This window comes from Lysobacter panacisoli, from assembly GCF_009765165.1.
Classification (GTDB): Bacteria; Pseudomonadota; Gammaproteobacteria; order Xanthomonadales; family Xanthomonadaceae; genus Lysobacter_J; species Lysobacter_J panacisoli.
Genome location: NZ_VLNU01000001.1, coordinates 990,604 through 1,007,565, shown reverse-complemented (window position 1 = coordinate 1,007,565; position 16,962 = coordinate 990,604). Strand labels below are relative to the sequence as shown.

Below are 16,962 nucleotides of genomic sequence, written 5' to 3'. Positions count from 1 at the left end.
AGGTCCTCAGGCAAGTTCGCGAATGCGGCGATGCAGCCGGTCGATCGCCGGATCGCGGCGATAGTGTTCCAGCAGCGGCTGGGCGGCGGCGCGGAACGCCGCGATGTCGCATTCGTTGGAGCGCACGCCCGATTCCATCACCGTGCGGCGCGCGGCTTCTTCCTGGTGCGCCCACAGGCCGCGCATCACCTGCACCGACTCGCGCGCCAGCTCGATCACCAGCGTGCGATCGCGCGGCGCCAGCGATTCCAGGCTGCGCTGCGACATCAGCAGCACGTCCGGCGCGTAGGAATGATCGCTGTGCGACCAGTAGCGCGCGGCCTCGAAATGGCGGCTGGACTGGAAACTGCGGATGTTGTTCTCGGCGCCGTCGATCATGTGCGTCTCCATGCCGGAGAACACTTCGCCCAGCGGCAGCGGCGTCGGGTTGGCGCCGAACAGGCGCAGCATCCGGATGAAGATGTCAGACATCGGCACGCGGATCTTCAGGCCGTGCAGGTCGCCGGGTTCGACGATCGGATGCTTGATGTTGTAGAAGCAGCGCGGGCCGCTGTCGTAGATCGCCAGCCCGACCAGTCCGCGCGCCTGGAAACCCTGCAGCACCTGCGCGCCGACGTCGCCGTCCAGCGCACGACGCAGGTGCGCCACCGAATCGAACACGTACGGCAGGCACAGCGCCTGGGTCAGCGGGAACGCGTTGTTCAGCGCGCCCGAATACACGCGCGTGATGTCGATCGCGCCGAAACGGGCCATGTCGATGGCTTCCGACTCGCGACCCAGCTGGCCGGCGTGGTACAGGCGCAGGCGCAGGCGGCCGTCGGTGCGGCGCTCAAGCTGCTCGCCGATCCACTGCACCGCCTGCACGGTCGGATAATCCTTGACGTGCACGTCGGTCGCGGTGAGGACGCGCATGCCATCGTCGGCGCGCGACACGGGCAACGCGCTCGCCGCACACACGCCGGCGAGTCCGGCGAGGAAGCGTCGGCGATCGGTCATGCGGACTCCCCCTGTGCGGCCACGGTATTGCACTGGATCTCGCCCCACGGACCGAAGCTGATCCGCGAACGCTGTCCCGCGACGATGTCGTGGATGCCGGTCGCCGCGCCGGTGGTCACCAGCATGCCCTTCTTCAGCGGATAGCCGCGACTGGCGCAACGCGCGAGCGCGAACGCCAGCGCCGCGAGCAGGCCGCCGCTGATCGACGCTGCGCCACCTTCGCCGACCAGATGGCCGTCGATGAAGGTCTCGCAGGTCAGGTCTTCGGCGGCGAGGCGGCGCCAGCCCGGCACGTTCTGACCGAGGATCAGGCCGGTGTTGTTGCCGAAGTCCGACACCACGATCGGTGGACCGAGCACGTTGATCAGTGGCAGCGGACTGCCGGCGAGTTCGACGCCGACCATCAGCGCATCGACGAGCGCGGCGGCCTCGTCGGCCGTGTAGGCGGTCTTGTCCGCCGGCGCATCGGCGCCGATGCGGAACACGAACTCCGCCTCGACCGCGGCGAATCCCCCCGGAATCACCGCGAACGAACCCACGCCATTCGCCGCGGGCGCCTGCACCGCGCCTTCGAAGATCGGACCGACCAGACGCTCCTCCCCCAGTCGCGCTTCCCAGTCGGCGGGAATCTTCCCGACCTTCCATCCCACCACCGGCCGTCCCCACAGCGCGATGGCTTCGTCCTGGCACGCGTAGCCCTCTTCGAGCGTCCGCGGCAACGAACCCGGATACTCCGGCAGGGCCTGCGCGCGGCGACGCGCCGTCACCAGCTGCCGGGCGATGGCTGCACTGTCGGCGCCCGTGTCGGGAGCGTTTTTGTCCATGCGGCGGCTTTCCCCTGGTGATATTGACTCGTTCGTGGTGTTGTATAGGAAACCGGTGTCATTGACAATCGGGGTCTACACTCGGCACGCGACTCGGGGAGGGGACGGATGGCCAGGCGTTACACAAGGGGCGTTTTTTCGCGGGTAATCCGTGCCACGACCGGCGCATTGCTGGCCGGTGCGCTGGTCGGCACCGGGAGCTTGGCGGTCCAAGCCGCCCAGACCGGGATGTCCCGGGAGACAGGCCCATTGGCGTTCCCCGGCGCGGAGGGCTGGGCGGCGCGGACGCCGGGCGGCCGCGGCGGCAAGATCCTGCGCGTGACCACGCTCGCGGCCAGCGGCCCGGGTTCGTTCGCCGAAGCACTCAACACGCCTGGGCCGCGCATCGTCGTGTTCGAAGTCGGTGGCGTAATCGACCTGGACATGAAGGAGCTGCGCATCACCGAGCCCTTCCTCACCATCGCCGGCCAGACCGCCCCGCAGCCGGGCATCACCTTCATCAAGGGTGGACTGACCATCGCCACGCACGACGTGGTGATCCGCCACGTGCGTGTGCGTCCGGGCGACGGCAACAGGCCGAAGTGGTCCGGCGACATCGACGCGATCACCACCGTGCGCGGCGCGCACGACGTGATCGTCGACCATTGCTCGCTGACCTGGGCCACCGACGAGAACCTGTCCGCATCGAGCACGCGCTTCCACGGTGAGAGCGAGAAGCAGTGGATGGAAGCGGCCTCGCGCCGCATCACCTACAGCAACAACATCATCGCCGAGGGGCTCGCCAACGCCACGCATGCGAAGGGCGAGCACTCCAAGGGCACGCTGATCCACGACCACGTCAACGACGTGCTCATCGTCGGCAATCTCTACGCGCACAACTACGAGCGCAATCCGCTGTTCAAGGGCGGCGCGCGTGGGCAGGTGCTCAACAACCTGATCTACGACCCCGGCCAGCGCGGCGTGCACTACAACCTCATCGCCGAGGAATGGCTGGGCCATCCGTACTCACGCGGCCAAGTGGTAGCGCGCGGCAACGTGATGCGCGCGGGCATCTCGACGGAAGAGGTCGCGTTCTTCAGTGTCGGCGGTTCGGGCGATCTCGATGTCTTCCTCGACGACAACCTCGCCGTCGACAGGCTCGGCAATCCGTTGCCGCAGCAGGGCCGCTACACCACCACGCCGATCCACATCGACGCGATGAAGCGCGCGCCCGCGCTGCCGCCCGGCGTGGCGCTGCTGTCGTCGGCGAAGGTGCAGGACGCGGTGATCGCCAACGCCGGTGCACGGCCGTGGGATCGCGACGACGTGGATCGCCGCATCCTCGCCGACGCCATCGAGGGTCGCGGCCGCATCATCGACAGCCAGGAGCAGGTCGGTGGCTATCCGAAACAGAAGGAAACACAGCAGGCGTTCGTACCGGCCGACTGGGATCTGGACACGATGGAGCCGCTGAAGCCGCTGCCGCGGCGCGAGCCGTTGAAGTAGGCGGCTCTACCCCTCTCCCTGGCCGCTTCGCGGCCTGTCCCTCTCAGCTCTGCACTCCCCTCGGTCGCCGCAAGGGGAGAGGGACGTCTCGGTGGTCGCTGTCACAACGCGCGTCGTTGCTGCTGTTGTTGCTTTTCGCTTCCCTTCTCCCCTTGCGGGAGAAGGTGCCCAAAGGGCGGAAGAGGGGTGACGCGCGCTCAGCGCGCGCCCTCGGCCTCTCGTAGCCGCGCCGCGATCGGCAACCCAGATTCCCGCAACGCAAACGCAAACTCCCGCGCCATCCGCGCCGCGCCGAGTGGCGAGAAGTGCGTGTTGTCTTCCGCACCCTTCGGGTAGTTCGAATTCGCACCCGCCGCGATCCACAGGAACAGCGCCTTCGATCCTTCCGCGCCGCGTTCCTGCAACACCGCCGAGCTGCGCCGTTCCATGTCGATCAGTACCACGTTCTCGCGCGCAGCCAACGCGCGCACCAGGTCGGGATATTCCCCGTGGCTTGGCAGGACGTGGCCCGCCTCGTCGAAGCGCCGCCGCGCCACCGGCGTCAGTAGCACCGGCGTTGCGTCCTTCGCGCGCACGTCGGCGACGAAGCGCTGCAGGTTGCGAACGTAGTCGGCCGGCGGCGTATAGCGGTCCGGCTTCTCGATCGACTGGTCGTTATGGCCGAACTGGATCAGCACGACATCGCCCGGCACGGTCGCATCGAGCAGGTCCCTCCAGCGTCCTTCCTCGATGAAGGTGCGCGTGCTACGTCCGTTTTTCGCGCGGTTGTCGATGCGCACGCTGCCGTCGCGGAACCGCGCGGCGAGGAGCTCGCCCCATCCGGTCTCGGGGCGCTTCTCTGGAAGCTTCTCCGCCATCGTCGAATCGCCGGCGAGGTGGATCGTGGGCACGGCTGCGTCACTGGCGAAGGCGGGCAGTACGACGAGGGCGAGCAGCAGCGAGAGCAGCGTCCTGGGCATGTTCGTATGCGAGAGATGAGGAAGAAGGGTCGCGACGATCAGCGCGGCGACCAGCCGGCCAGGATCGCGTCGCGGGTGTAACGCGCGCGCTGGGCGCGGTCGAGCGTGCGGCGCGACGATGATCGGCGCCCGCCGGGGCCGCGACTGTCGTGTTCGTACAGGCGCGCGTCGAGCGGCTGGAACATCGCCCGCTGGCCGTTGCGCGCGGTGTAACCCATCTCGTCCCAGCCGTGCGCATCGATGTGCGCGTCCATCCAGCAAGAGAGATAGGTCGCCGCGCCGACCGCATCGGGATCGCCGTACTTGCCGTCGGGGAACGTGCGCCCGGGCTTCCACGCGCGGCCCAGCGCCACGCTGGCGTCGGGAATCTCCGCGTCGCGCGTCAATCGGCACTCGAGGAACGTCAGGCCGAAGGCCTGCGCGGACGGCGTGCACGGCACGGCCACGTAACCCTGTCGTTCCTTGCCGGGGCGGAAACGCGAATGCAGCTCGCAGCGTTCGAACAGTGCATTGCCGCCGCCGAAGATGAAGTCCACGCTGCCGCTGATGCGGCAGTCGCGGAAGTAGCTGCGACCCGCATCGGTGAACAGCGTGTCCTGATGACCGATCAGGTCCACACGCTCGAACGCGCAACGGTCCGCGCCCGCGTCCAGCATCAGCGCTACCGCCTGCGCACCGTTCGGACCGATGGGTTCGAACTTCGGTGCGGCGAGGTTGCCGACGTAGTCGAAGGCGTTCTCGATGGTCAGGTTCTCCGCACGGAAGTCCGTCGCGCGCACGATCACGCTGGCACAGCCCCACGTGCCCCACGCCTCGCCATCCGGTCGCGCCATGCCCGCCGCTGCGTCGTAGGTCAGCACGCTGCCGGCGCGGTCTTCACCGATCAGGCGGATGTTCGGGCGATCGACCACCAGCTTCTCCCGCCAGCGTCCGCGCGTGATGAGGATGCGGAACGGTCGCGTGCCTTGCGTGGGGGCGGTGGCGATGGCTTCGCCGATCGTCGCGAATGTCGGCAATCCCTCGCGGGGCGAGGTGGCGACGACTGCATCGAAGCGCGACGGGGTCGCCGCGCGCGCCACGGGCACTGCCAGCAGCGCGGCGGACAGCGACGCCTGCAGCAGGCGTCGCCGTTGGAGCTGTTCGATGTCGTCGATCACTTGAACGGTCCGGCTCCGAGGATGACGAGGATCGGCACGGCCTGCGTCGGGTCGAGGCGCCGATACAGCGTCGGTGTCCAGCTCACGTTCGGGTCCAGCGGCGTCGCGTTGACCGCGTTGTACGCGGCGACCACGTCCACCCGCGCGTGTCGGCTGATACCGTTGCGCATCGTGCCTTCGGCGTGCAACGCGGTGCCGTTGAAGCGTTCGACGAACAGGTCCGGTGTGACCACTTCGGGCACGAGGAAGTGGTTGTTCTGCGCGAAGATCTGCGACTCGATGCCGGCGCCCCAGTGGTAGCCGTAGGTCGTCGCGCCTTCGTTGGTGAGGCTGTACTGGTTGTTGAAGACGTGCACCTGGCCGAAGCGCACACGTGGCACGCGCTGGCCGAGGTCGTGGAACAGGTTGTGGTGCAGCGTCACGCGAAGCTTGTTGCGATCCGCCGTCGCGCCGTCGGACGAGCCGATCAGCATCGCCTTGTCGTGGTTGGCCATCAGGTTCCACGAGACGGTCACGTTGTCGGATTCGTTGGTCACATCGACGAGGCCGTCATGGCGCTGGTAGAGGCGACCGAAGTACGTCGGCGCATCCGCGTCGTCGGTGGCGACGTCGAGCATGGCGTTGTGGTCGATCCACACGTGCGTGGCGTTGCGCACCGAGATCGCGTCGTAGAGTGAATTCCAGTTGCCTTCCGCACCGTCGGTCGGCGCCCATTGCGGAAAGCAGTCGTAGCTGTCGATCAGCAACAGGTTGCGCACGATCACGTTCATCGGCTGGTTGCCGCTGGTGGACGAAGGCCGGATGTCGAGCCACGCGCCGCGCAGGCCTGCGCCGTGGCCGGCGCCGATGATCGTCGTGTTCGCCGGCACACGGATGCGCACGCGCGCCTGCTGCGCCGCGGCCGAGGCGACACGCGCGCGCTCCTGCGGACCGCTCGGGTTCACGCGTCCCCACGTCGCGGGGTCGTATGCGGCCAGGAAGGCGTCGAGCGAGTACATCTCGCCGGTCTGCGGGTCCGGACGCGCGTAGTTGTCGCACGACAACGGATTTCCTTCGGCATCGACGTTGGCGTCGATCATGCCCTCGATGCGCACGATCTTCGGCGTCGCATCGGGAAAGGCCAGCGCCGCGATCAGCGCGTTGCGGTCGGAGACGGTGAAAACGTGCGCGGCGTCGGCCGCCGAACCGCCGGTGGTGCCCTGCGGCAGCGCGGCGGTGGGCATCGCGGCCCAGCCGTCGTTCTCGGCGATGGTCTGTCGTTCCGGCGCGATGCCGGCCTGCGCGCACAGGGGCGCAGTCAGCAGCAGTGCGGTGAGGACGTGGGCGTAATGCGTGGGGTTGCGTGTGCTCATCGGTGCCGCTCCTTCGTGGTATGGACGAAGCGGACGTCGGCGAAGGCGGCGCCCGCGGGGGCTCGATCACGACTTGCGACTGCGGATGGAACCGGCTCGGGCCGGGTATTGCGGGACTGCAAAAAAAGGAGCCGCGGCGGGCGGGCGCGTCGTGCGCCCGCCTCGCCGCGGTCGAGGGTCAGAACTTGTAACGTGCGCCGAGGAAGTACTGGCGCCCGGTGTGGTGGTAGACCGACGCGCGATCGCCGATCGAATCGACCCACTGGTCCTGGAACTCGTCCGTGAGGTTCAGGCCTTCCAGTGTGAGTTCGAAGTGGTCGTTGATCTTGTACGAGGCCGACATGTCGAAGGTCAGCGTTTCGGCCGTGCCTTCCACGTCGTTGCCGTTGCGACCCGGCACCGTGGTCAGGTAGTCGTCGCGGTAGGCGGCCGACACGCGCGCGCTGAACTTGTCGCCTTCGTAGTAGAGCGTCGCGTTGTAGGCGTTCTTCGACAGGCCGGTCAGGTCGGTGTTCAGCGACGGAAGGCCGGTCGCGGTCACGTACTGGATCTGCGAATCGACGTAGGTGTAGTTCAGCTGCACGCCGAAGTCGCTCCAGAAGCCCGGCAGGAAGCTGAAAGGCTGCTGGTAGGTGAATTCCAGACCCTTGAGCGGACCGCCCTTGGAGTTGACCGGGATGTTGAACTGGAACTCGTCGGTGACGGTGGCCGTGGTGCCCGCCAGCAGTTCGGCCGGAAGGCCCGAGGTGAAGTACGGACGGGTTTCGCGAGAGGTCAGGACGAAGGTGTTGATGTCCTTGTAGAACAGACCCAGCGCCAGCAGCGATTCCTCGGCGAAGTACCACTCGAAACTCAGGTCGGCGGTCTTGGCGCGGAACGGTTCCAGCAGCGGGTTGCCGCCGGTCACGACGCGGTTGCCGCCGCTGACGTTGACCGTCACGCCGGGCGTGAGGTTGCCCAGGCCCGGGCGCGCCATCACCTTGGCCGCGGCGAAGCGGATCAGGAAGTCCGGCGTCACGTCGGCGACCAGGCTGAACGACGGCAGCGTGTCGTCGTAGCTGCGCGTGACCGTGGTCAGCTGCGGCGTGGTCGTGCCGACGGTGGAGTAACCGGTCGAGGTCTGCTGCGTATCCACTTGGCGCACGCCGACGTTGCCGCTCAGCGGCATGGTGCCGATCTGCGTGGTGAAGTCGGCCTGCAGCCAGAAGCCCTGGTCGCGTTCCTTCACGGAGCGGTTGTTGCCCAGCACCGCGGCCACCTGGCTCACCGCGAACTGGCCGCTGTCGCTGTAGATGTTGAACACGCGGTTGAAGGCGTCGATGTCCGGGATCAGCCACTTGCTGTCGCCGACGCCGCCGATGTCCTCCAGGCTCATCTGCTTGGTCAGGTCGGCCAGGGTCACGCCGGCCGGCAGCACCGGCACCGTGACTTCGGACGCGCGACGTTCCTCACTCGTCTCGAACGTGTACTCCTTGAACTGGCCGCCGCCCTTCAGGCGGAACGCGTCGGTCAGCTGCCAGGAGAAACCGATCTGGCCGTTGTCGACGGTGTTGTCGGCGTACTGCGGACGCAGACGGATTTCCGAACCCGGGTTCTGGGTGGTGCCGCTGATGAAGGCCCACTGCGACGGGTCGTTGACGTCGAAGCCGTTGATGATCACCGGCAGGCGATCGTCGCCGCGGTAGTCGTAGCTGTAGCCCTGCGCGTTGAGCCGGTCGATCGTGATCGTGGTCTGGATCGGATTGGCGAACTCGGACTTGGCGCGGCCGGCCTGGAAGTTGAGCTTGAAGTCTTCGGTCAGCTCGTGGTCGGCGTAGAAGTTGAACTGGGTGAACTTGGTCTCCAGCTCGTCGTAGCGTGCTTCGGACCGCACGTCGACGTTGTTGAAGCGGCCGTAGACCAGGTTGTTGCGATCGTCGATGACGCTGTCCAGCACCACCGTCTCCGCCTTGCCGCCAGCGCCGGCGGCGCGGCAGGCGTTGCCGTTGGTGCCCGCGACACAGGCCGCACGACTGAAGGACAGGCCGTTGAGGAAGTTCTCGGTGCGGGTGGCATCGAGGTCCGCGTACATCACGTCCAGGCCCATCGAGGTCTTGTCGGTGGGATCGAACTGGAACGACGCGGTGACGCCCAGGCGCTCTTGCTCGTGCTCGAGCACGCCGTAGCGGGGAATGCGCGGGTGGAAGACGCTGGCGCTTTCCGCCGCCGGCGTCCCGGAGAAGCCACCGTTGCTGGCGCCGGTATCCCAGCGCACCGTGCTGTGGCCTTCCTCGATCAGGCGGCGCTTGGTGTAGGCCACCGAGAGCAGGGCGCCGAACTTGTTGTCGGCCCAGGTGTTGCTGACCAGCATCGTTGCGCGCGGGTCGAGGTCGCCGGCCAGGTCGTTGTAGCCCAGCTGCGCGCCGGTGACGAAGGTGAAGCCGTCGTAGTCGAACGGACGCGCGGTGTTCAGATCGACCGTCGCGCCGAGCGAGCCTTCCTCGACTTCCGCCGAAGCGGTCTTGCGCACGGTGATGTTGTTGAACAGCTCCGAGGCGAAGACGTTGAAGTCGAAGCCGCGGCCGCGGTTCGCGCCGCCCGAGCTGTCGGTGCCGCCCGTGGTGGTCAGCGCCTCCATGCCGTTGATGCGCACGCGGGTGAACTGGCTGTCCAGACCACGAACGGAGATCTGCCGTCCTTCACCGGCATCGCGGGCGATCGACACGCCCGGAATGCGCTGCAACGACTCGGCGAGGTTCAGGTCCGGGAAATCGGCGATATCCTCGGCGACGATGGCGTCGACCACGCCGGTTTCGCTTCGCTTGAGTTCCAGTGCCTTCTGCAGGCTTCCCCGGAATCCGGTCACCACGACGGTATCGAGGTCGGTTGCCTCACGCGTCTGCGGACTCGACTGCGCGTTGTCGGCGGCCGGTGCACTCGTCGCCGACGTCGTTGCCTCCTGCGCCAGCGCGCTGTACGCGCTCAGCTGCAGTGCGAGGCCGATGGACGCGGCGAGCAAGGTAACCGGTGTCTTTTTAGTGGCACGCTGAAATTGCATAGGTTCCCCTCCCATATGACATATACAGCTTGTAAGGTGCTTGTTGACTGGGTTGCGGCGCTTGCTAAGGTGGTCCCGCGGGTCTAATGACACCGATGGTCAAAACCCTAGCAAATGGAATGGCCGATGGCATGCTGCGGTGCGCCATTGGGGGTCAGACGCCTGTGGGCGGTGCTGTTTCAATAGGTGTGTTCCACTTTTCGGGGAATTAGGTGTGAGTCGACGGATCGTGTGTTTCGGAGAGCTGCTGCTGCGCCTGTCGGCGCCCGGCCGGGAGCGCCTGCTGCAGAGCCATCGCCTGGATGTCCACGTCGGTGGTGCCGAGGCGAACGTCGCGGTGATGCTGGCCCGGATGGGTCACGACGCGGCGGTGGTATCGACCGTGGCCGACAACGGTCTGGGCGAAGCGGCGGTTGGCGAACTGCGCCGGCACGGCGTCGACACGCGCGGCGTGCGCGCCGCGGCCGGCCGCATGGGCCTGTACTTCCTGTCCCACGGCGCGATGCAGCGCCCCAGCGAGGTGCTGTACGACCGCGCCGACTCGGCCTTCGTCCGCCATGCCGGTTACGACTGGGACGCGCTGCTCGACGGCGCCGAGTGGCTGCACTTGTCCGGCGTCAGCCCGGCGCTGGGCGAGGCGACCGCGCAGGCGACCATCGACGCCGCCCGCGCCGCGCGCCGCCGCGGCGTGCGCGTGTCCTTCGACGGCAACTTCCGCGGCAAGCTGTGGCAGGCATGGAACGGCGATGCCGCCGGCCTGCTGCGGCAGATCTTCACCGAGGCCGACATCGTCTTCGCCGACCATCGCGACATCGCCGTGGTCCTGGGCGAGGAGACGTCCGCGCAGGGCGAGGACGCCGTCGCCGAGGCCGCCGCGCATGCGCTCCGTGCCTTCCCGCACCTGCGCGCGCTGGCCTGCACGTTGCGCACCCAGCACAGCGTCGACCACCACACGCTGTCGGCGGTGATGGTCGAACGCGACGGCGCGCGCCATCGCACGCCGTCCTACGAACTGGAGGCCATCGTCGACCGCATCGGTACCGGCGATGCGTTCGCCGCCGGCGTGCTGCACGGACTGATGACCGGCATGACACCGGCCGACGGCCTGCACTTCGGCCTGGGCGCAGCGTGCCTGAAGCACTCGATTCCGGGCGATTTCTGCCTGGCCAGTGCGGCCGAGGTCGCCGACGTCACCTCGCAGGCGGGGTTCCATGTCCGCCGTTGACGCGCAGGCGCTGCTGCGGGGACACCGCATCGTCCCGGTCTACACGCCGGGCGGCGTCGAGGAAGCGGTCGCGGTGGCGCGCGCGCTGCTCGCTGGCGGCATCGGCGCGATCGAAGTCACGCTGCGCACCGCCGTGGCGATGGACGCCATCGCCGCGATCGCGCGCGACGTGCCCGGCATGAAGGTCGGTGCGGGCACGGTGCTCGACCTCGCCCAGCTGCGCGATGTGCAGCGCGCCGGCGCGTCGTTCGCGGTGTCGCCGGGCAGTTCGGCGGAGCTCCTGCACGGCGCGGTCGACCTGGGCATCGCCTATCTGCCCGGAGTCGCCACCGGCAGCGAAGTCATGGCCGCGCTCGCCGCGGGCCATCGCCTGCTCAAGCTGTTTCCTGCGCAGGCGATCAATGCGCTCGAACTGCTCGCCGCCTGGCGCGGTCCGTTCGCGCATGCGCGCTTCTGTCCGACGGGCGGTATAGATGCGGCCCTGGCCCGCGACTACCTGCGCCAATCCAACGTCGCCTGCCTGGGCGGATCGTGGCTGACGCCGGCCGATGCGGTGCGTGCGGGCGACTTCGCGCGCATCCAGCACCTCGCGCGCGAGGCGGTCGCACTCGCCGCCGATTGACGCCCGGGACGCCTGAAAAACACGTTCCACGCCGTCTCTTTGTCGCGAATAGGCAATTTCCCCGGGTTTTTTGCCGAAACCCACTTGGCGGCGCGAATTCCTTGCCCTACATTCCGCTTGCCTAGCTGCGGTTACCGGGCACCCATCAACCATCGAGTACTACGAGACACATATGGCGAAGACGAAGAAAGTGGCAAAGAAAGCCGCGCCGAAGAAGGCCGCTGCCAAGCCGGCCGCTCCGAAGCCGATCAAGGAAGCGCTGTCGAAGTCGGGCCTGGTCGCTCACATCGCCGAGGCCACGGGCGTCGTCGCCCGCGACGTGCGTTCCGTCCTGGCCGCGCTGGAAGGCGCCGTGCACGGTTCGGTCAGCAAGAAGGGCGCTGGCGCCTTCACGCTGCCGGGTCTGCTGAAGATCACCGCCGTCAGCGTGCCGGCCAAGCCGCGCCGCAAGGGCATCAACCCGTTCACCAAGGAAGAGGTCTGGTTCGCCGCCAAGCCGGCTTCGGTGAAGGTCAAGGTCCGTCCGCTGAAGAAGCTGAAGGACGCTGCGGCCTGATGACCGCCGGGGATGCGGTGCGCGCAAGCCACCGCATCCCTTCCGGCGCCGCGGACGCCACCGTCTTCCGCGAAACGCTCCGGTGTGTGCACCCGGACAGGCGCTTGTCGCTATCCAATCCCATCTAGACAGGCCATTCCGCGATTGCCGCGGATGCGCTCAGCGATCCAGCCATCCCCGCGACACCGCATCGGCGACGTCCTTCGGCGTGTCGAGGTCGTGCGCGAGTGCGGGCGCGTGCAACGTCCACACGCCGTGTAGCGTCGCCAGCGCCGCGCCGAACCCGCGATCGCCTTGCAGGCGTGATGCGCTTGCCAGCAGCGTGGGCGCGATCACCGCGGGAACCCCGGGTCGTCCTGCGTGCAGCGTTGCGGCGCAGTGCGACGGCGATGAAGCCGCGCCGCGCAGCAGCGCGTCGAGGTGATCGAAAGCCAGCGCGGGCTGGTCGCAGGCCAGGACCAGCACCGGCTCCGTGCCGTCGCGCAACGCGTGCGCGGCCAGGCGCAGGCTCGACGAAAGTCCTTCGTTCCAGCGTGCGTTGTGCACGCACTCCAGCGGCGCGGTCGCGCGCAGGTCCGCGAGCGCGCTCTCGATCGCCGGCGCGTGCGCGCCCGTCACCACCAGCAGGCGGCGCGGTTTCGTCATCGCGGCCAGCCGCGCAGCGCGATGCACCAGCGTCTCGCCGTCGCGCGTGAGCAGCTGCTTGGGTCGTCCGAGCCGGCGGCTGCCACCGGCGGCGAGCACCACCGCGACGTGCTCGAAACTCACGCCGACGCGCCGTGCAGGTGGCGTTGCAACTGCGCGGCGATGCTCAGCGCGATCGCCTCCGGGCCGCGTCCGCCCAGATGCAGGCCGACTGGCGAATGCAGGCGCGGCAGCAGCGATTCGCGCGCGGATGCGGGCAGCACGCGGAACAGGTCGTCGCGCCGCCGCGTCGGTCCGAGCAGGCCGATGAACGCGATCGGCGACGAGGCCAGCGCTTCCAGCGCCTCGCGGTCGAGTTCGAAATGGTGGTGCATGACCAGCGCGATGTCGTGGCGGCGCGTGTCTTCGCGCAAGGCCTGCGTGGGCGTGAGATCCAGTGCGCGATCGGCGAATACGCCCGCGTCGCGCCAGCGCGGGCGGCGTTCGGCCAGCGTCGTGACCGCGCCGAGCGCGCGCAGCAGCGGCAACAGCACCGTGCTTTCGGGACCGGCACCGAGCACGAGGATCGACGGTGGCGGTGCGACATCGATCGTCCAGCGCGCTTGCGCCGGCGCCCACGGCACGGCGTCCGCAGGCAGTCGCTGCGCGAGGGCCGTCGTCGACGTCGATACGGCGATCGCGCCATCCGCCTCCACCGCAATGCGCAGCGGCGCATTCCCTTCGCACCATGCGTCCACCTGTACCGGCCAGCCGTCCAGCGCGGCCAACGGCAACAGCGCGATGCGCAGGCGTCCGCGACAACCCAGCGCCGAACCGGCCAGCAGGTCTTCGTCGCCGCGGGTGTCGACTTCCATCCATTCGATCCGCATGAGGCGGGCGGCCTGTTCGGCGCGCTGCGCGATCTCCGGTTCCAGGCAACCGCCGCTGAGCCAGCCGGTCTGCGCGCCGTCGGCTTCGAACAGCGCGAGCGCGCCGGGACCGACATAGGTCGAGCCGTCGGTTTCCAGCACCACCGCCAGCGTCGCGGGGGCGCCATCGCGCAGCGTGCGCGCGGACGCTTCGAGCACCGCGCGCGTCGCGCCGGGCGGGACGGTGGCGAGCGGGGAGACGATGGCCGGGGCTCGGTTCATGGCGATCCGGTGGCGGAGGGCGATCGGAACGGGAAGATCGAAGCACATCCGCTGTGTCGCGGCCATTATGGCGTTGCGCAATCGATGCCCGGCGCGTGCCAGCGCGGCGTTGCGGACGACGCGGAGGATCGGGCAAGGATCGGCGAGGAACGGGCGAGCCCGTCGCCACCCGACGGTCCTATCGTGGAGCGACCGGGCCTTGCCGCCATCCGTCGTGACGTGATGCCGGCACCACACGCCCGGGAGTAGGCTCACCCCACCCCAGCCGCCGCGAGGGAATCCATGAAGCTGCTTGTGAACGGCACCGAGCACGACGTGGCCGCGCCACCCGACATGCCCCTGCTCTGGGTGCTGCGCGATCTGCTCCATCTCACCGGCACCAAGTTCGGTTGCGGCATCGCCCAGTGCGGTGCGTGCACCGTGCACGTGGACGGCGCGCCGCGACGCAGTTGCGTGACGCCGGTGGCGAGCGTCGAAGGCAAGGCGATCACCACCATCGAAGGCCTGTCGAAGGACGCTTCGCATCCGGTGCAGCGCGCCTGGGCCGAACTCGACGTGGTCCAGTGCGGCTACTGCCAATCGGGCCAGATCATGTCTGCCGCCGCACTGCTGGCGAAGGTGCCTGCGCCCAGCGACACCGACATCGACCAGGCGCTGTCCGGCAACCTCTGCCGCTGCGGCACTTACCAGCGCATCCGCGCCGCCGTGCATCGCGCGGCGGAACTGACGAAGGCCTGACGCCTCGCCTGCGCACGCATCCCATTCCGGAGGTCCACGTGAACGCTCCACAGCTCGCGTCCCGCCGTCGCTTCCTCCAGGCCGGCGCCACCGTTGGTGCCGGACTGGTCGTGGCCTTCATCGTGCCCGGCGCGCGGCGTTTCGCCCATGCCGCGCCGGAGGCTGCAGCCGCGGCATCGGCCGCCCTCGCGCCCAACGCGTTCCTGCGCCTCGCCAACGACGACAGCGTGAGCGTGCTGATCGCGCATTCGGAAATGGGACAGGGCATCTGGACCACGCTGGCGATGCTGGTCGCCGATGAACTCGACGCCGACTGGACGAAGGTCCGCGTCGAGCACGCACCCGCCGCGCCCGCGTACGCGCACACCGCGTTCGGCATGCAGATGACCGGCGGCTCGACTACGACCTGGTCGGAGTTCGACCGCTATCGCCAGGCCGGCGCGACTGCGCGCGCGCTGCTGGTCGCCGCCGCTGCGCAGAAGTTCGGCGTTCCGGTGTCGCAGGTGCATACCGAGAATGGCTTCGTCGTCGCCGGCGATCGTCGTGCGCGTTATGGCGAACTCGTCGATGCTGCGGCCAAATTGCCAGCGCCGACGAAAGTGGCGTTGAAGGATCCGAAGGACTGGAAGCTGATCGGGAAGCCGACCAAACGCCTGGACACGCCGGAGAAGATCAGCGGCCGCGCGCAGTTCGGCATGGACGTGCAGTTCGACGGCCTGCTCACCGCCGTCGTCGCGCGCGCGCCGGTGTTCGGCGGTTCGGTCAAATCCTTCGATGCCGCCGCGGCGAAGGCCGTGCCCGGCGTGCGCAACGTCGTGCAGGTGCCCAGCGGTGTCGCCGTGATCGCGGACCACTACTGGGCCGCGAAGCTCGGCCGCGACGCGCTGAAGATCGAATGGGACGCCGGACCGAATGCGGCGACGCTCGACACCGCAACGCTGCGCGAGCAGTTCCGCACGCTGACCGTCACCGACGGCGCCGTCGCCCGCCAGGCCGGCAACGTGAAGGGCGGGCTGGAGAAGGCCGCGAGTACGCTGGAAGCCGAGTACCACGTGCCGTACCTCGCGCACGCACCGATGGAACCGTTGAACTGCACGGTGAAGATCGACGCCGACCGCTGCGAGATCTGGACCGGCACGCAGTTCCAGACGCTCGACCAGCAGGTCGCCGCGAAGATCACCGGGCTCAAGCCCGAGCAAGTGCTGATCCACACCACCTTCCTTGGCGGCGGTTTCGGCCGTCGCGCCACGCCGACCTCCGATTTCGTCAGCGAAGCGGTGCAGGTCGCCAAGGCCGCGGGTGCGCCGGTCAAGACGGTGTGGTCGCGCGAGGACGACATCCGCGGCGGCTACTACCGGCCGATGTACCTGCAGCGCGCGCGCATCGGCGTGGATGCGCAGGGACATCCGGTGGCGTGGCAGCACGTGCTGGTCGGCCAGTCGATCCTCGCCGGTTCGCCGTTCGAGGCGGCGATGGTCAAGAACGGTATCGACGCGACGTCCGTCGAAGGCGTCGCCGATTCGCCGTACCTGGCCGACATCCCGGACCATCGTGTCGAACTGCATTCGCCGCGCACCGGCATCCCGGTGCTGTGGTGGCGCTCCGTCGGCCACAGCTACAACGCGTTCGTGATGGAAGGCCTGATCGACGAACTCGCGCATGCGGCGAAGCAGGACCCGGTCGAGTACCGCCGCGCGCTGCTGCAGAAGCATCCGCGTCATCTGGCCGCACTGAACTTGGCCGCCGAAAAGGCCGGCTGGGGATCGCCGTTGCCGCAGGGCCGCGCGCGTGGCGTCGCCGTGCATGAATCCTTCGGCAGCTTCCTCGCACAGATCGCGGAAGTGTCGGTGGACAACAAGGCCGGTGGCGCTCCGGCGATCCGCGTGCACCGCGTGGTCTGCGCGATCGATTGCGGACTGGCGGTGAATCCGGAAGGCGTGCGCGCGCAGATGGAGTCGGGCATCGCGTTCGGCCTTGGTGCGGCGCTGCACAGCGCAGTCACTTTCCGCGACGGGCAGGTGCAGCAGTCCAACTATCACGACTACCAGGTGCTGCGCCTGGACGAGATGCCGCACATCGAAGTTCACATCGTGCCCAGCACCGAGAAGATGGGCGGCGCCGGCGAACCCGGCACCGCGCCGATCGCGCCGGCCGTGGCGAACGCCGTGTTCGCGCTCACCGGACAGCGCCTGCGCGAACTGCCGCTGCGCCTCACCGACGCCACCGCCTGAGGACC

14 protein-coding genes are annotated in these 16,962 nt (G+C 68.5%); 6 read left to right on the top strand and 8 right to left on the bottom strand.

Translation table 11 applies throughout. The annotated features are described in order from the left end of the window. Positions 1 to 6: 6 nt before the first annotated feature. Positions 7 to 996, bottom strand: coding sequence for a TRAP transporter substrate-binding protein (locus tag FOF45_RS05010; protein WP_158982894.1), 990 nt, complete (start codon positions 994 to 996; stop codon positions 7 to 9). Next, positions 993 to 1,820, bottom strand: coding sequence for a 2-keto-4-pentenoate hydratase (locus FOF45_RS05005; RefSeq protein WP_158982893.1), 828 nt, complete (start codon positions 1,818 to 1,820; stop codon positions 993 to 995). The genes FOF45_RS05010 and FOF45_RS05005 overlap by 4 nt, the downstream gene beginning before the upstream one ends. Before the next feature lie 249 nt (positions 1,821 to 2,069). On the opposite strand from FOF45_RS05005, the gene FOF45_RS05000 reads away from it, so the two are divergent. Beyond that, positions 2,070 to 3,305 (top strand): pectate lyase family protein, encoded by a 1,236-nt coding sequence (locus FOF45_RS05000; RefSeq protein ID WP_199244432.1) that lies wholly within the window; start codon positions 2,070 to 2,072, stop codon positions 3,303 to 3,305. 197 nt (positions 3,306 to 3,502) lie between these two features. Here the strand turns inward: FOF45_RS05000 and FOF45_RS04995 are convergent, their stop codons facing one another. From FOF45_RS04995 to FOF45_RS04980, 4 genes are all read right to left on the bottom strand, one after another. Further along, a complete protein-coding gene (locus FOF45_RS04995) occupies positions 3,503 to 4,264 on the bottom strand; it encodes a rhamnogalacturonan acetylesterase (protein ID WP_158982892.1) in 762 nt (253 codons plus the stop codon). A 38-nt stretch (positions 4,265 to 4,302) separates the two neighbouring features. Further along, entirely contained in the window at positions 4,303 to 5,421 is a 1,119-nt protein-coding gene (locus FOF45_RS04990; protein ID WP_158982891.1) for a pectinesterase family protein, read from the bottom strand. After that, positions 5,418 to 6,773: a pectate lyase family protein gene (locus FOF45_RS04985; RefSeq protein WP_158982890.1), complete on the bottom strand. Its 1,356-nt coding sequence runs from the start codon at positions 6,771 to 6,773 to the stop codon at positions 5,418 to 5,420. The genes FOF45_RS04990 and FOF45_RS04985 overlap by 4 nt, the downstream gene beginning before the upstream one ends. Before the next feature lie 178 nt (positions 6,774 to 6,951). Then, the gene (locus FOF45_RS04980) at positions 6,952 to 9,810 is read right to left on the bottom strand and encodes a TonB-dependent receptor (RefSeq protein ID WP_158982889.1); all 2,859 of its coding nucleotides are present in this window, start codon (positions 9,808 to 9,810) and stop codon (positions 6,952 to 6,954) included. 214 nt (positions 9,811 to 10,024) lie between these two features. Here FOF45_RS04980 and FOF45_RS04975 point away from each other — a divergent pair, with 214 nt between their 5' ends. From FOF45_RS04975 to FOF45_RS04965, 3 genes are all read left to right on the top strand, one after another. Next, positions 10,025 to 11,035, top strand: coding sequence for a sugar kinase (locus tag FOF45_RS04975; protein ID WP_158982888.1), 1,011 nt, complete (start codon positions 10,025 to 10,027; stop codon positions 11,033 to 11,035). Beyond that, complete coding sequence (eda, locus tag FOF45_RS04970) at positions 11,022 to 11,657, top strand: bifunctional 4-hydroxy-2-oxoglutarate aldolase/2-dehydro-3-deoxy-phosphogluconate aldolase (protein ID WP_158982887.1); 636 nt, start codon at positions 11,022 to 11,024, stop codon at positions 11,655 to 11,657. Before FOF45_RS04975 ends, eda begins: the two co-directional genes overlap by 14 nt. Positions 11,658 to 11,829: 172 nt before the next feature. Next, positions 11,830 to 12,213: an HU family DNA-binding protein gene (locus FOF45_RS04965; protein ID WP_158982886.1), complete on the top strand. Its 384-nt coding sequence runs from the start codon at positions 11,830 to 11,832 to the stop codon at positions 12,211 to 12,213. 159 nt (positions 12,214 to 12,372) lie between these two features. Here FOF45_RS04965 and FOF45_RS04960 read toward each other — a convergent pair whose 3' ends face one another. Together FOF45_RS04960 and FOF45_RS04955 are read right to left on the bottom strand one after the other, a co-directional pair. Next, the gene (locus FOF45_RS04960; protein WP_158982885.1) at positions 12,373 to 12,981 is read right to left on the bottom strand and encodes a nucleotidyltransferase family protein; all 609 of its coding nucleotides are present in this window, start codon (positions 12,979 to 12,981) and stop codon (positions 12,373 to 12,375) included. Then, positions 12,978 to 13,988: an XdhC family protein gene (locus FOF45_RS04955; RefSeq protein WP_158982884.1), complete on the bottom strand. Its 1,011-nt coding sequence runs from the start codon at positions 13,986 to 13,988 to the stop codon at positions 12,978 to 12,980. The genes FOF45_RS04960 and FOF45_RS04955 overlap by 4 nt, the downstream gene beginning before the upstream one ends. Positions 13,989 to 14,270: 282 nt before the next feature. Between FOF45_RS04955 and FOF45_RS04950 the strand changes: the two genes are divergently transcribed. Continuing rightward, complete coding sequence (locus tag FOF45_RS04950) at positions 14,271 to 14,726, top strand: (2Fe-2S)-binding protein (RefSeq protein WP_158982883.1); 456 nt, start codon at positions 14,271 to 14,273, stop codon at positions 14,724 to 14,726. Between the two features lie 38 nt (positions 14,727 to 14,764). Continuing rightward, positions 14,765 to 16,957 carry a xanthine dehydrogenase family protein molybdopterin-binding subunit gene (locus FOF45_RS04945; protein WP_158982882.1) on the top strand — a complete coding sequence of 731 codons (2,193 nt, stop codon included), beginning with the start codon at positions 14,765 to 14,767 and terminating at the stop codon, positions 16,955 to 16,957. Positions 16,958 to 16,962: the final 5 nt, after the last annotated feature.

What these genes read in the sequence shown, in the direction of transcription:
- FOF45_RS04995 (WP_158982892.1), bottom strand. Translation starts at nt 4,264, where the DNA reads ATGCCCAGGACGCTGCTCTCGCTGCTGCTCGCCCTCGTCGTACTGCCC.
- FOF45_RS04985 (WP_158982890.1), bottom strand. Translation starts at nt 6,773, where the DNA reads ATGAGCACACGCAACCCCACGCATTACGCCCACGTCCTCACCGCACTG.
- FOF45_RS04980 (WP_158982889.1), bottom strand. Translation starts at nt 9,810, where the DNA reads ATGCAATTTCAGCGTGCCACTAAAAAGACACCGGTTACCTTGCTCGCC.
- FOF45_RS05005 (WP_158982893.1), bottom strand. Translation starts at nt 1,820, where the DNA reads ATGGACAAAAACGCTCCCGACACGGGCGCCGACAGTGCAGCCATCGCC.
- eda (WP_158982887.1), top strand. Translation starts at nt 11,022, where the DNA reads ATGTCCGCCGTTGACGCGCAGGCGCTGCTGCGGGGACACCGCATCGTC.
- FOF45_RS04955 (WP_158982884.1), bottom strand. Translation starts at nt 13,988, where the DNA reads ATGAACCGAGCCCCGGCCATCGTCTCCCCGCTCGCCACCGTCCCGCCC.
- FOF45_RS04965 (WP_158982886.1), top strand. Translation starts at nt 11,830, where the DNA reads ATGGCGAAGACGAAGAAAGTGGCAAAGAAAGCCGCGCCGAAGAAGGCC.
- FOF45_RS04950 (WP_158982883.1), top strand. Translation starts at nt 14,271, where the DNA reads ATGAAGCTGCTTGTGAACGGCACCGAGCACGACGTGGCCGCGCCACCC.
- FOF45_RS05010 (WP_158982894.1), bottom strand. Translation starts at nt 996, where the DNA reads ATGACCGATCGCCGACGCTTCCTCGCCGGACTCGCCGGCGTGTGTGCG.